The organism is Paraburkholderia sp. A1RI_3L (assembly GCF_048957895.1).
Taxonomy (GTDB): domain Bacteria; phylum Pseudomonadota; class Gammaproteobacteria; order Burkholderiales; family Burkholderiaceae; genus Paraburkholderia; species Paraburkholderia kururiensis.
This window is the reverse complement of the sequence record NZ_JARCHA010000019.1, coordinates 1-14,585: the sequence shown is the minus strand read 5'-3', so window position 1 is coordinate 14,585 and position 14,585 is coordinate 1. Positions and strand designations below refer to the sequence as shown.

General features: G+C 68.4%; 10 protein-coding genes. 3 read left to right on the top strand and 7 right to left on the bottom strand.

The genetic code is table 11. The features are described 5' to 3' along the window. Positions 1-26: 26 nt before the first annotated feature. From PXJ20_RS30040 to PXJ20_RS30010, 7 genes are all read right to left on the bottom strand, one after another. Entirely contained in the window at positions 27-998 is a 972-nt protein-coding gene (locus tag PXJ20_RS30040; protein WP_421031513.1) for a glycosyltransferase family 4 protein, read from the bottom strand. Next, a complete protein-coding gene (locus PXJ20_RS30035; protein WP_421032618.1) occupies positions 988-2,199 on the bottom strand; it encodes a glycosyltransferase family 9 protein in 1,212 nt (403 codons plus the stop codon). The genes PXJ20_RS30040 and PXJ20_RS30035 overlap by 11 nt, the downstream gene beginning before the upstream one ends. Before the next feature lie 107 nt (positions 2,200-2,306). Then, complete coding sequence (locus PXJ20_RS30030; protein ID WP_421032617.1) at positions 2,307-3,293, bottom strand: glycosyltransferase family 2 protein; 987 nt, start codon at positions 3,291-3,293, stop codon at positions 2,307-2,309. Between the two features lie 221 nt (positions 3,294-3,514). Beyond that, entirely contained in the window at positions 3,515-5,278 is a 1,764-nt protein-coding gene (locus tag PXJ20_RS30025; protein WP_421031512.1) for a carbamoyltransferase, read from the bottom strand. A gap of 17 nt (positions 5,279-5,295) precedes the next feature. Further along, complete coding sequence (gene waaF, locus PXJ20_RS30020; RefSeq protein WP_421031511.1) at positions 5,296-6,606, bottom strand: lipopolysaccharide heptosyltransferase II; 1,311 nt, start codon at positions 6,604-6,606, stop codon at positions 5,296-5,298. Next, positions 6,603-7,247 carry a D-glycero-alpha-D-manno-heptose-1,7-bisphosphate 7-phosphatase gene (locus tag PXJ20_RS30015; protein WP_413215770.1) on the bottom strand — a complete coding sequence of 215 codons (645 nt, stop codon included), beginning with the start codon at positions 7,245-7,247 and terminating at the stop codon, positions 6,603-6,605. The genes waaF and PXJ20_RS30015 overlap by 4 nt, the downstream gene beginning before the upstream one ends. Beyond that, positions 7,244-8,566, bottom strand: a complete 1,323-nt coding sequence (locus tag PXJ20_RS30010; protein ID WP_421031510.1) for a glycosyltransferase family 4 protein — start codon at positions 8,564-8,566, stop codon at positions 7,244-7,246. Before PXJ20_RS30010 ends, PXJ20_RS30015 begins: the two co-directional genes overlap by 4 nt. A gap of 430 nt (positions 8,567-8,996) precedes the next feature. Between PXJ20_RS30010 and PXJ20_RS30005 the strand changes: the two genes are divergently transcribed. The 3 genes from PXJ20_RS30005 to PXJ20_RS29995 are packed head-to-tail and all read left to right on the top strand — an operon-like array spanning position 8,997 to position 14,469. Then, the gene (locus tag PXJ20_RS30005) at positions 8,997-10,808 is read left to right on the top strand and encodes a thiamine pyrophosphate-requiring protein (RefSeq protein ID WP_421031509.1); all 1,812 of its coding nucleotides are present in this window, start codon (positions 8,997-8,999) and stop codon (positions 10,806-10,808) included. A gap of 20 nt (positions 10,809-10,828) precedes the next feature. Then, positions 10,829-13,912 (top strand): ATP-binding cassette domain-containing protein, encoded by a 3,084-nt coding sequence (locus PXJ20_RS30000; RefSeq protein WP_421031508.1) that lies wholly within the window; start codon positions 10,829-10,831, stop codon positions 13,910-13,912. A 56-nt stretch (positions 13,913-13,968) separates the two neighbouring features. After that, positions 13,969-14,469: a DUF421 domain-containing protein gene (locus tag PXJ20_RS29995; protein WP_126875548.1), complete on the top strand. Its 501-nt coding sequence runs from the start codon at positions 13,969-13,971 to the stop codon at positions 14,467-14,469. The last annotated feature ends 116 nt before the right edge of the window (positions 14,470-14,585 follow it).

The window sequence follows — 14,585 nt, the reverse complement described above, 5'->3', positions numbered from 1 at the left end:
CCTTCTCTCGCTAAAGCGAGCCGCTTCTACGCCGCCACGGCGCGCAGCGCCTCGTCCCAGTCGCGCGCGAAGCGTTCAATGGAAAAGCGCTCCAGCGCCGTGTGACGCGCGCCGTCGCCCAGCCGCTTCGCTTCGGCCGGGTCGTGCAGCAGCACGCGCATGGCCTGCACGAGCTGCGCGGGGTCGGTGTGCACGAAGCCGTTCTCCCCGTTGCGAATCACGCTCGCAAGTTCCGTGGTGGCAAGGCCGATCACGGGCATGCCGATCGTCATGGCCTCCACGACGGAAAGGCCCAGGCTCGTCCATCGAATGGGGTTGAAGAAGAAGCGATAGGGCGCAATGGTGGCCGCCAGATCGAGGTTGCCGATCTCGCCCAGGCCGCCCAGTTCGTCGGACTGCATGCCCACCAGGTCGAGCGGCACCTCCTCGCGCAACGCGGCGTACACGTCTGCGCCGAGGCGCCGCCCGCGCTTCGCGAGGTGGTTCACCACCACGATGCCGCGCGCCCGCTCGCCGCTGTAGCGCACGTGCGGCGGCACCACAACGCCGTGCTCGATCACGCGCGCGGGCGTTCTGCCGCTGTCCCACATGAGCCGGTTGAAGTGCGTGACGTGCACGAGCAGCGTGCCCGGATCGTCCACCCAATGCGGCTGCTGGAACGGATTCGTCTGCGGCGGATCGTGTTCCAGATAGATGCGCGGCAGCGCCTGCTGCTCGCCCGAAAGCAGCGCGTGCCGATCGTTTTGCCAGTGCAGCCGATGCTGGTAGAGCACCACGTCGAAGCGATGGGCCGCCACTTCGCCGGCCGGCACCTCGTGCACGTTCGGCCCCCAGGGCAGCACGCCCACGCGGCCCGCGTAGCCGGGCGGGTTGCCCGGCTTCGTCACGAGATAGAAGTCGTGCGGCGCCTGCGTGAGGTAGTAGAGGTAGTTGCCGTGCACGTGCCAAGTCAGCACGCGCAGCCTTCTTTCGGCGCGGTGAACGCTGTTATCGGACATGGCGGGCTTCCTTCGTGGGGGCGGGCGACGCCGCTGAAACGAGCGCGGTGGACGTTGCGCGCAGCGAGCCCGCGTGCAGCCGCTCGGTCGCCGGCGTGGATGCATCGCATGCCGGGGCGCAGGTGGCGGGAGTCGCTGCGTTCGCTGCATCGTCGCCCGCATCCTGCGCGTCAGCGGCGTCGGGCCATGCGTCGCCCGCCAGCGCCAGCGCCTGTGCCGCTCGCGCAAGCTGCTCGCGCGCCGCATCCACCACGTTCTCCACCGAAACATTGAGCGCACACGGATGACCGTACGGGCAGTCGCGATACATGCAGGGCCGGCAGGCAGGCCAGTCCGCGAGCACGCGATGGCGTTCGCTGTCGAGCGGCGCCCAGCGCCGCGTATCGCTGCCCGACGCCACGACCACGCTCGCGGTCTTCATCGCCGCGGCCACGTGCGAGATGCCCGTGTCGTTGCACACCACGAGTCGCGCGCGCGACACCAGCACAGCGAGACCACCGAGCGACGTTTTGCCCGCCAGATGCAGCGCGGGTGCCGTCATCGCGCCGAGCACGGCGCCCGTGAGCGGCAATTCGGCTTCGCTGCCCGTGATGGCCACCTGGCAGCCGGCGTCGGCCAGCGCATCGGCCACCGCGGCGAAGCGTACGGCGGGCCAGCGCCGTGACGGCAACTGTGCGCCGGGATGAATCAGCACGAGCCGCTCGGGCTCGATGTGGCAGCTTGCGGCCAGCGCCGCGTATTCGTCGCGGTCGGCGTGCGTCACGGGAATGGAGAGCGCGGCGTCGTCGGCGGGCAGGCCGAGCGCGTGCATGAGCGCGAGATAACGCAGCGGCTCCGGCAACTGCTCGGGCCACGGAATGAAGCAGCCGGCCAGCTGATGCGTTTCTTCGGGCGGCACGAAGCCCGCGCACACGGCAGCGCCCAGATTGAACACGACGCCGTTCGAGCGGCTGCCGCTGCCGTGCAACTGGATGGCCAGATCGAAGTGGCGCGCGCGCATCTGCGCGTAGAAGACGGGCAGCGCGGTGCTGGTCTGCTCCTGTTCGACGAACCCGGGCGCGCCCGGAAACGGCACGAATTCATCGACGAGTTCCGCGTAGCGCGAGGCAAACGCGCGCGCCCACGGCAGGCCGATCAGCGTGATCTGCGCAGAAGGCCACGCGCGCCGCATGGCGCGCAGCGCGGGCACGGCGCACAGCATGTCGCCCAGTTGCAGCGCGCGAAACACCACCACGCGGCGCGGTGCAACAGCACGCAGCGCGAGCGTTCTGGAGGCTTGCGCGCTGGAGCGATGAGAGCCAGGCGGAGTCAGAGAAACCATACGCGGTACCTGAACGCGCCATACAAGCGCCAATAGAGGGAGAGGAACGGAATGAGCACGGACGTCCACGCCATTTCAACGATGTGGCGCCAGCGGTGGCTCGTGCCGTTCATCCGACGCACGAAGAACGCGAGCGTGAACGCGAACCACACGGCGGCGCCGCAAGCCGCCAATTCCACGACGCCTGCCAGCGCGCCCGCCAGGGCGAGCCATGCGCCCGCGGCAATCGCGTAGTAATGCAGCGGCGGCCAGCGGCGAATGCGCTGCCGGTATAGCTGCGGATGCTTGCTGTACAGCAGCGCTTCGAACTGCGCCTTGCGCTGCTGCGCGATGCTCACGCCCCAGGGCGCGGGCCGCACGGGATGCACGACCACGGCGCCGCGCGCATGCTCCACGCGACCGCCCGCGCGCATGATCGAAAACTGCAGGTCCGAGTCTTCGCGCCAGGCCTGCGTGAAACGTTCGTCGAAGCCGCCGGCTTGATGAAGGAACGCACGCGTAACGAACGCGTTGGCCGTGGCGAACTCGGCCACGGTGAGGCCGGCTGCGTCCGCTTCGTAGTCGGTGGGGCGCGTGGGCAGCGGCACCACGATGTCGCCGCAGGCAGCCGCCGCGCCGCTCGCCGACATGGCTTCGCGGCCCGCCGAAAGCCAGTGCGGGTCGGGCACGGTGTCGTCGTCGGTGAAGGCGATGAGCGGGGCGTGCGCCGCGCGCCAGCCCGCGTTGCGGGCGCCCGCCGGGCCCTGGGTTCGCGTGACCGGCACGTAGCGCACCACGAGGCCGCGTGCACGTGCCGCGTCGGCGGTGCGTTCGACGAGCGCGCGCGTGTCGTCGTCCGGCCCATCGTCGCAGACGATGACCTCGTAGCGCGTGGGATCGTAGTCTTGCGCCACGAGCGCGTGGAGGCAGTTTTCGAGCAACGCCGCGCGCCTGTAGGTGGGCACGACCACCGAGAGGTCGGGCCGCGCGGGCATGGCCTGCTCGGCGGGGCGCAGGGGTTCTGCGGTGGCGGCGGGCGTTGGGGCTGCAAGCATCTCGGCTGCAAGCGTCCCGGCCGCGTCATGCGACGTTGCCGTGGGCGCCGTCTCGGCTGTGGCTCCAGCTTTGGCACGAACGCCGGGCTGAACCTCGGGCTGAACCTCGGCCTCCACCGCTCGCAACTGAACCGGCGCGACGCCGCCGCGTGCGGGCGGCGTCATCGTTGGCCTCCGTTCTTGGTAACAAGGAACGGACCGATCACAAGCGCATCCAGCGGCGACGTCCAGAACGATTCGACCGCATCGCGCGGCGAATTCACCATCGGCTCGCCGCGCGTGTTGAACGACGTGTTGACGAGCACCGGCACGCCGGTGCGCTGACGGAACGCGTCGAGCAGGTCGTAGTAGAGCGGATGCTGGCGGTGGTTGATGGTCTGCACGCGGGCCGTGCCGTCCACGTGGCGCACGGCGGGAATGCGGTCGGCGCGGTCGGGCCGGATGTCGAACACGAACAGCATGAACGGCGCCACGCGCGCGCCCACGAACCAGTCCGCCGCGTGCTCTTCCATCACGACGGGCGCCACGGGGCGGAAATCTTCGCGGTCTTTGATCTCGTTGAGTTTGGCCTGCATGCCGGGGTCGAGCGGCGAAGCCAGAATGGAGCGTGCGCCCAGCGCACGCGGCCCGAATTCCGTGCGGCCCTGATACCAGCCGATCACGTTGCCGTCCGCGAGTAGTGCGGCGGTTTCACCCGCGATGTCATCGAGGCGGCGAAACGGCAGCTTGCTCCAGCGCAGAAACTGTTCGATCTCGTCGTCGGGCCAGGCCGGCCCCAGGTACGCGTGATCCATGCGCCAGTGGCGGCGTTCGCTGCCCGCGTTGCCCACGCTCGCCTGTGCCCCACGCTCGCGCCAGTCGGTCCAGAGCGCCGCACCTAGCGCCGTGCCGGCGTCGCCCGCCGCGGGCTGCACCCAGACTTCCTTGAACGGACCCTGGTCGCGCACCTTCGAATTCATCACGCAGTTGAGCGCCACGCCGCCCGCCATGCAGAGATTCGGCAAACCGGTCTGCTGATGCAGCCAGTTCGCAAGCTGCAACACGGTCTCTTCGAGCACGCGCTGCAACGAGCACGCAATGTCGAAGTGGCGTTGCTCGAGCGGGCCGCCGCGCTCGCGCGCTGGGCCGAAGCGGTCGACGAGGCGCGGCGCGTCCACGGTGTACGTGCCGTCGCTGCGGTAACGCACCATGCCGCGGAAATAGGCCACATAGGCGGGCTTTCCGTAAGCGGCGAGCGCCATCACCTTGTACTCGTCCGACGAGTGCAGGAAGCCGAGCCAACTCGTGACCGCTTCATAGAGCAGCCCCAGCGAGTGAGGCAACTCCACCTGCCGCAGACGCGTGTATTCGCCGTCCACGAATTTGCCGAGACTCGTGGTGACGCCTTCGCCGCGGCCGTCCATGGTGAGCACGGCGGAGTCTTCGAACGGCGCGGCGAGGAATGCGCTTGCCTCGTGCGCGAGGTGGTGCTCTACGAAGTGCCACTGGAAGCCGTTCTCGCGGTCCACGCCCTTGAAGCGCTTCATGAGGTGATGCGGCGCGCCGTCGAGCAATTGCGCCTTCGCGTTCACGATGTAGCTCAGAAACAGCGGGTCCCACGGGGACTCCGACGGGTTCGTGAGCTTGCGCTTCGTGGGGTGAAACGGCAGCTCGATGGTGAGCGCCTCTTGCTTCGGCATGCCGGGAAAGAGCGACGGGTCGTACGAGTACGCCACGTGATCGACGTCGGCGAGCGTGATGCCGGCTTCCTTGAGGCAGAAGTCGATGGCGTCGTAGGGCAATTGCCACGTCGAGAAAGGCACCGGGCGCTTGGCATGCTTCACGTGGGTGAAGCGCTCGTCCTCGGCGGCGGCGAGCACGACGCCGTCGCGCAGCAACGCAGCGGCGCTGTCGTGATAGACGGCATTGATTCCGAGTGTGTACATGGCGCGAGTCCGGACGTTCAGGAGGTTTTCGGGAACCGGGCCAGCACGGCGGCTTCGCCGGGCCAGCGGGTGGCTTTGACGGGCAGCGGCCCGGTGGTGTCGCGCGGCGCGGGGCGCGAAGCCGAAGCCAGCGACGGAGGGGACGGCGGCGACGGAGGGGAGAGACGCGGCGCCGCGAGCTGCAACGCCGCTTCGGCCACTTCGGCGGCGGGCACGCCGAGCAGGCACGCATGGTGTCCCTCGGGGCAGACGCTGCGATAACACCAGCGGCACGCCACGTCATGGAACAGCACGCGGCTCGGCGTTTGCCATGGCGTGTGCTGCGGATTCGTGAGCGCGTAGAGATCCACCACCGGCGTGCCGAGTGCCGCGGCGATATGCACAGGCCCCGTGTTGTTCGAGACCAGCACGGCGGCGCGTTCCAGCAGCGCCGCAAGCTGGCCGAGCGTGAGCAGGCCCGAGAGATCGCAGAGATAGCGGCGCACGCTTGCGCGCGTGGCGCTCGCCACGCGCTGCACCGTCTCGCGTTCTTCCACGCCGCCCGTGAGCAGAACAGGGCAGCGCAGTTGCGCCGCGATGTGCGAGGCCACTTCGCCGAAACGCTCCGGGGGATACCGACGCGAGGCGCTGCTCGCGCCCGCATGCAGCACGACGCACGGCGTGCCGGCACGCACGCCGTGCGTGGCGAGCAGGGCGTCGAGCGCGTGACGGTCTTCGTCCGCTACGGCGAAGCGCATGCGCGTGTCGGTGGCGGTGGTGGCGGCCGTTGCGCCCACGTGCTCGACCAGCGCGAGTTGCCGCTCCACTTCGTGGCGCACGTGCTGCTGGGGCTCTTTCTCCAGGGCCCAATCCGTAAGCAGGTGGTAGGGGTTTTCACGGCACCAGGCGAGCCGCCGCGGAATGCCCGCGAGGTAGCACATCAGCGCGGCCGGCAACGGGTTCTGGCTATAGACGGTGAAGATCACGGCGGCGTCGAAGCGGCCGGCTTCCAGCGCGCGGCGCATCTGCAGGTCCGTCTGCACGGCGGGCTCGGCCTGGCCGCTCACCCAGGGCGCGTCGTAGCGGATCACTTCGTCCACGTCGGGCAGATACGGCGCCATCTGCGCGCCTGCCGACGACGCCAGCAGCGTGAGCTGCCGCCCCGGCTCGGCCTCGCGCAACGCGCGCATGGCCGGGGTGGTCATGAGCACGTCGCCCAGGTTGTCGAGCCGCACACACAGAATGCGCCGCACCTCCGGCCCCCAGACGGCAGCCGGCCGTGTTGCGGGCGCGAAGGCGTGCGGCGCGGTGGGCAGCACGGAAAACGTGAACGTCTTCGCGCGGTTCATCCCACGCTCCCCAGGCTCAGCCCGCGGTCCGCTACGTCTGCAAGCGGCGCCACGCGTTCCTGGCGGGCGCGTGCTTCCACGATGGTGAGTGCGGCGCCGTAGAGGTCGCGGGTGCGGGCATGCGGCACGCGATGAGGGCCGGGCCGCCACTCGGTTTCGTGGCCGTTGTCGAGCAGGATGGAACGGCACCCCGCGCGATTGCCGGCCTCCACGTCGTCCAGGATGTCGCCCACGAACCAGCTCGAGGCAAGGTCGATGGCGTGCTCGCGCGCGGCACGCAGCAGCATGCCCGGCGCGGGCTTGCGGCAACGGCAGTGGCGCGTGTAGCGCGCGACGATGCCGTCGGGATGATGCGGGCACCAGTACGCGGCCGTGAGTTCGGCGCCGCAGGTGCCGAACATGCGGGCCAGCTGCATCTGCACGCCGCGCAGCGCCGTGAGGGCAAACATGCCGTGCGCCACGCCGGGCTGGTTGCTGACGACGATCAGCTTGAAGCCGTGCGCGGCGAGCAGCGCGAGTGCTTCGCGCGTGCCGCTGGTAAAGCGCATGTGCGACGGATCGACGTTGTACGGCACGTCTTCCAGCAGCGTGCCGTCCTTGTCGAGAAACACCGCCGCGTGGCGCGTATCGAGTCCGTTCACGCGAATGAGCCTCCGCTGGCAGCCTGGGTCATAGCCTGGGCCATCGCCCGAGTGGCCGTTTTGCGCGACGCCCCGACGTGCTCGGCTTCGCCGGGCAGTTCGGCCACGCGGCGGTACACGCGCAGCAGCGCGTCGCTCACGCCGCGCCAGGTGAATTGCGCCTTGGCGCGCGCCATGCCGGCTTCGCCCATGCGCCGCGCGAGCGCCGGGTTGCGCACGAGCGTATGGATACGTGCCGCGAGCGCGTCGGGGTCGCGTGGCGGTACGAGGAAGCCGGTTTCGCCGTCGAGCACGGTGGAGCGGATGCCGCCCACGTCCGCACCGATCACCGGCGTGCCGCAGGCCATCGCCTCCACGGGCGTAATGCCGAACGGCTCGTACCACGGCGTGGTGACGAAGACATCCGCGGCGCTATAGAAGTAGCGCAGTTGCGCGCGTCCGCGCCGGCCCACAAAGGTCGTGCAGTCTTCCACGCCGCATTGGTGCGCAATGCCGCGCAGCCGCGCGATTTCCGGCGTCGCGATTTCGTTGGGCGCATCCGCGTTGCCGCCCACTACGTAGAGGTGCGCGTCCGATTCATAACGCTGGCGCAGCACGCCCATGCCGCGCACCACGTTTTCGATGCCCTTGCGCGGCACGAGCCGTCCCAGTTGCAGCACCGTGAAGCGGTCCTGCGGCCAGCCCAGCGCTTCGCGCGCGGCACGGCGCGATACGGGCCGCAGTTCCGCGGTGTCGAAGCCGCACGGAATCACGTCGATGCGTTGCGGGTCCGCGCCGTAGAGGTCGATCAGGTCGGCCTCGTCCTGCGGGCATTCGGCGATGATCGTGTCCGCCTCGCGCACGAGTTCGTCTTCAATGGCGAAGCGCTCGTCGGGAAAGCCGTCGTCCGCGCCTTGATGCAGGCGGCGCACGCGGCCCAGCGCATGGAACGTCATGACGAGCGGTATGCCGAGCGCGGCCTTTGTCTTCAGCGCGGCGAGGCCTGACATGAAGAAATTCGCGTGCAGCACGTCGTAAGGCCGGCTCTCGCCGCGGCAGAAACCTGTGAGGAAATCGGCGAATTCGCCCATCCACGGCAGCAGTTCTTCCTTCGGCAACTGCATGGGCGGCCCGGCCGGCACGTGTACGACGCGCACGCCGTCCATATTCGAGACGAGCGGCAGCAGGGCACGGTCGCGGCGCGTGAACACGTCGACCTGGTGGCCGGCCTTGTGAAGCTGGCGGGCCACGTGCGCGACGTAGATGTTCTGACCGCCGCTATCGACACCGCCGGCTACGGCGAGCGGAGAAGCGTGTTCACTGATGAGGGCGACTTTCATCGAATCTCCTTCGCGGATGGCTCTCTTGTGTTCGAACGGGACCGGCTTTGAGCGCGCGGGCCGGGCCTTATCGAACCCTTGGACGTTGGGACGTTTGGCTCGGCGCCGCGCGTTTGGAAATCGACGGCCGTGTATGGATAGGGATTCAGCACGGCGTGTGCCCATCGCTGCATGGAGGAAGGCGTGAACGCGGTACGCCTGCATGTCACTGCGAAGTACTACGCAGGCCATCGCCGGTTTGCACCGTGTCTCTCCACCGCGCGAGTTGCGCCGCTGAGCTTCTTACACGCCGCGTGTAAATAAGGAGCGGGCGGTGTACCGGTTTTGTCCGACCGCGAAAACACGCGCGTCCGCCGTGCGCCCGCCATGCCGCGCGAGGACCGGGAGCGCTTCTTGCCCCGCCGCTTGGGTCAGGCAAAGGAGGCGTTTCATGGCTGCTACTGTGGGTGACTTCATCGTCGACCGGCTTTATCACTGGGGCGTGCGCCGCATCTACGGGTATCCCGGCGACGGCATCAACGGCGTGTTCGGCGCGTTGAATCGCGCGGGCGGGAAGATCGAATTCATTCAGGCGCGACACGAAGAAATGGCCGCATTCATGGCCTGCGCGCACGCGAAATTTACCGGCGAACTGGGCGTATGCATCGCCACGTCTGGGCCGGGCGCCGCGCACCTCATCACCGGTCTCTACGACGCGCGCATGGACCACATGCCCGTGCTCGCCCTTACCGGGCAACAGGCGCGCGCCTCGCTGGGCGGGCACTATCAGCAGGAGCTGGATCTGGTGTCGATGTTCAAGGACGTGGCGGGCTCCTACGTGCAACTCGCCACGGTGCCGGGCCAGGTGCGACACCTCGTGGACCGCGCGGTGCGCATCGCGGTGGCCGAGCGGCGCGTGACCGCGCTCGTGCTGCCGAACGATCTGCAGGAATTGCCGTACGAGCCGCCGGGCCGCAAGCACGGAACGGTACATTCGGGCGTGGGCTATTCGCGGCCCAAGGTCGTGCCGCAACAAGACGACCTGCAACGTGCGGCGGATGTGCTCAATGCCGGTAAGAAAGTCGCGATGCTGGTGGGCGCAGGCGCATTGGGCGCCACGGACGAAGTGATCGCCGTGGCGGACCGCCTGGGCGCGGGCGTGGCGAAGGCGCTGCTGGGCAAGGCCGTGTTGCCGGACGAGTTGCCGTGGGTGACGGGCCCCATCGGCCTGCTCGGCACGTTGCCGAGCTACGACATGATGACCGACTGCGACACGCTGCTGATGGTGGGTTCGGGCTTCCCGTACTCCGAGTTCTTGCCGAAAGAAGGTCAGGCGCGCGGCGTGCAGATCGACATCAAGGCCGACATGCTGAGCCTGCGTTACCCGATGGAGGTCAACCTGGTGGGCGACACGGCCGAAACGCTGCGCGCGCTGCTGCCGCTCTTGCACGAGCGCGAAGACACGACGTGGCGCAAGCGCATCGAACGCTGGACCGACTCGTGGTGGAAGACGCTGCACAAGCGCGCGCTGGAACCCGCGAAGTCGGGCCGCGGCGTGAACCCGCAGCGCGCCTTCACCGAGCTTTCGCCGCGCCTGCCCGATCAGGCCATCATCACGAGCGATTCGGGTTCCTGTGCAAACTGGTACGCGCGCGACCTCAAGATTCGCCGCGGCATGATGTGCTCGCTTTCGGGCGGCCTCGCGTCGATGGGCGCCGCCGTGCCCTACGCGATTGCGGCGAAGTTCGCGCATCCGTCGCGGCCCGTCATCGCGCTGGTGGGCGACGGCGCCATGCAGATGAACAACATGGCCGAACTCATCACGGTGGCGAAGTACTGGCAGCAGTGGGCCGACCCGCGCTGGATCTGCATGGTGCTCAACAACGAAGACCTCAACCAGGTCACGTGGGAGCAGCGCGTGATGGAAGGTGACCCGAAGTTCGACGCTTCGCAGCAGGTGCCGAACGTGCCGTATCACCGCTTCGCGGAGCTGATCGGGCTGAAAGGCATTTACGTTTCGGAGCCCGACCAGATCGCGCCCGCATGGGAAGAGGCGCTCGCGTCGAACCGGCCCGTGGTGCTCGAAGTGAAGAGCGACCCCGAGGTGCCGCCGCTGCCGCCGCACGTCACGCTGGAACAGGCGCGCCACTTCGCGCACACGCTGCTGAAGGGCGACCCGCGCGAGGCCAGCGTGATTGCAGGCACGGCGAAGCAGGTGCTGGCCTCGGTGCTGCCGGGGCACAAGGATAACGGCGACAGCTGACGCCGGCGCGGGACGACGGCATGGCGAGCGACAGTACGCGCACCCCTCCTCAGCCGGGCCCCACCCCGGGGCTCGCCGCGGCGGCACAGCGCACGCCCTCGCAGGAGCGCGACCTGCGCCGCCGCATCTTCGTGGACCTGGGGCGCGCCATCTGGCAGTACCGCAACGTCACGCTGGTTTCCGTCGCGCTCATGGTCGCGGCGAAGCTCGCCGCGGTGGGCGTGCCGCTCGTGCTCAAGCGCATCGTGGACGAGGTCAGTCACCCGTCGCCGCTTGCGCTTTTTCCCGTCTTTCTCGTGCTGGCGTACGCGATTTTGCGTTTCGTGAGCGGCGCGCTGAACGAAGTGCGCGACGTGGTGTTCAGCGTGGTGACGCAGCGCACGGTGGCGTCGTTCACGGAGCGCACCTTCGCGCATCTGCATCGGTTGGGCGCACGCTTTCATGCCACGCGCGAGACGGGCGCCGTGGTGCGCGACGTGCAGAAGGGCACGGACGGCATCGGCTATCTGCTCGGCATCGCCATCTTCACGATCGTGCCCACGCTGATCGAAATCGGCTCTGTGATCGCGATCATGATGGCGAGCTATGCCGCGACGTTCACGGCCATCATCGGTATGACGTTCGTGGTCTACGCGATCTATACGGTGATTTTCACGCGGCGGCGGCTCGTGCATCAGCGTGCCGTCAACCGGCTGGAGGCGCAGACAGACAGCCGTTTCGTGGACAGCATGCTCAACTACGACACGGTCAAATACTTCGCTACGGAAGCGCTGGAGACGCGGCGGCTCTCGGGCATTCTGGGCCACTGGATTACGGCGCGCATGGCGAACCAGCGCGCGCTTTCCACGCTGCACATCGGGCAGAGTGCGGTGATTGCGTTCGGCGTGGCTTCTGTGATGCTGCTCGCCGTGCAGTACGTGATGGTGGGGCGCATGAGCGTGGGCGACCTCGTGCTCGTGAACGCGTACATCATCCAGGTGTGTCTGCCGCTCAATTCGCTGGGCTTCGTGTTTCGCGAGACCAACGACGCGATGGTCAACGTGGAGCGCATGTTCGGCATTCTCGCGGCGCAAGGGCGCGTGGGCGAAGACCTGGACGAACCGGGCGCGCAGCCGCTTGCCATACACGCGGGCGAGATCGCCTACGACCACGTGGACTTCGGCTACGACGCGCAGCGCCAGGTGCTGCACGGCATCGATCTCCGCGTGCGGGCCGGAACGTCGATGGCGGTGGTGGGCGGCAGCGGCTCGGGCAAGTCCACGCTCGTGAAGCTGCTGTTCCGGCTGTATCAGCCTACGTCGGGCACGGTGCGTATTGACGGCCAGGATCTGCGCTACGTCACGCAGACCAGCCTGCGTGAAGCGATTGGCATCGTGCCGCAGGACACGGTGCTCTTCAACGACACGATTGCCTACAACATCGCCTACGGCCGGCCCGGCGCCACGCGCGCGGACGTGGTGCGCGCCGCGCGTGCCGCGCAGCTGGACGGCTTCATCGAACGGCTGCCCGATCACTACGACACCCAGGTGGGCGAGCGCGGCGTGCGGCTTTCGGGCGGCGAGCGCCAGCGCATTGCCATTGCGCGCGCCATTCTGAAAGACCCGCGCATCATCGTGTTCGACGAGGCCACCTCGGCGCTCGACACGCGCTCCGAACGCGCCATCCAGCTGGAATTGCAGCGCCTCGCGCAGGGGCGCACGTCCATCACGATTGCGCACCGCCTTTCCACCGTGGTGGATGCGGACACCATTCTCGTGATGGAGCACGGTCATATCGTGGAGCAGGGCACGCACGAGGCACTGCTCGCGCGCGAAGGCGTGTACATGAAGATGTGGTCGCTGCAACAGCAACAGGATGAACTGGAGCGCGCGCAACGCAGGCTCGTGGCGCAGCCCGTGGAACTGGACGAACTGGTGGCCCACGTGGCGGCGATGGTGCGCACCGACGCCGCACGCCAGCGCGCCGACTTCACGACGCTCGTGGCGGAGCCGGGCCTTTTCATTACCGGCGAGCGCGACAAGCTGGCGGGCGTGGTGGCCGAACTGTGCCGCAACGAGCTGACTCACGCGCCGCGCGGCGGCCGGGTGCAACTGCGCGCGGACCACTTCGGCAACGAGGCGTGGCTTACGGTGGTGGGTGCGGGCGATCGGCCCGCGGAGCTTTCGCAGGAGCGCGCGCGGAAGCTGGAAGCCACCATCGTCTCGGCGGGCGGCGGGTTTACGGTGATGCCGGTGCAGACGCGGCTGGCCTACGTGGTCACGTTGCCGTTGCGGCCGGTGGTGGATGTGCCAGTGGTTTCGTCGGTGTCGGCTACCTCGGTTGGTTCGGCGGCTTCGGTCGCTTCGGTTGTGCAGGGCGGTGTGCCGGCTTCGTCTGCTTCATCGGCTTCGTCAGTTTCGACAGCCGTGCCGGGCGTTCCGAGCACGGCGGCGGCACCATCCGTGCCTTCGGGATCGGCCCGGCATTTCGACGCCCAGCCCCTGGAGGGTATTGCGGTACTCGCCATCGACGACCAGGAAGAGACGCGCGACGCACTGGAGGCCATGCTTTCCTCGATGGGCGCGCGCGTGCAGACCGCGCAGGGCGGCGACGATACGCTCGCGATGCTCGAAGGCGAGGACATGGACGCATGGCCCGACGTGCTGGTCTGCGACATCGTGCTCGAACGGGAAGACGGCTTCGACGTGCTGCGCCGCGTGCGCGAACTCGAAGCGCGGCGCGGACTGCGCGCCGGTGCTCGCCTGCCAGCCATCGCGCTAACGGGCTATACGCTCACCGAAGACGGCGCGGTGGAGCCGACCGTGCCGCTTCCCGGTGCCGGGATGGCGGCGCGTACGCAGGGTACGGCGGGGCATGGCGCGGCATCGAATGGCATGGGGTCGAGTGGCATGGTGTCGAACGGCACACGGAATGGCGCATCGAATGGCACGCAGAACGGCACGCCGAATGGCTCGCAGAATGCGCCGCCGAATGGCACGCCGAACGACAACGCCGTCGCTGCCGGCTTCGCGGCGCACCTCACCAAGCCCGTGCCAGCGGATCAGCTCATCGAGGCGATACGGCGCGTCGCACACACCGCACGCCCTGTATCGCATCCCGCGTAGCGTGTCGGCTCAGCACGCATGCAACCCCATTCGAATGAGGCAAAGGGAGGCGGCATATGAATACGCTCGTGGCGTTGTTCGGCGAGGGCCGGAATCTCGACGCGTTGCAGATGGGCATGCGCTCGCTCGTCGTGTTCGTGCTGGCGCTCGTGCTCGTGCGCATTTCGGGCCGTCGCTCGTTCGGCCAGCGCTCGCCGTTCGATTACGTGGTGGGCATTCTGCTGGGCGCCATTCTGAGCCGCGCCGTGGTGGGCGCGTCGCCGTTCGTGCCCACCGCGGTGGCGTCGCTCGTGATCGTGGTGCTGCATCGCGTGCTGGCCTGGCTGTGCGTGCATTCGCGTGCGTTGGAGCGGTTGGTGGTAGGCATCGAGCGCGAGGTGTTCCACCAGGGGCGCTTCGACGAGAAGCAGATGGGCGCGGCGCTCATCACGGAAACCGATATCTACGAGAGCGTGCGGCAGTCGCTCGGCGCACGCGACCTCGCGCGCGTGGAGGCCGCGATCCTGGAACGTAACGGCCAGCTCAGCGTGATTCGAAAGGGCGAAGAGGCGTCGTAGCGCAGACCACGTGCGGCGTCAGGCGCGCCGGTGCTGGGCGGTCGAAGTGCCCGAATGGCTCGGAGCGCCCGGAGTGCCCGAAGCGCCCGAAGCACCCGAAGCGCCCGAAGCACCCG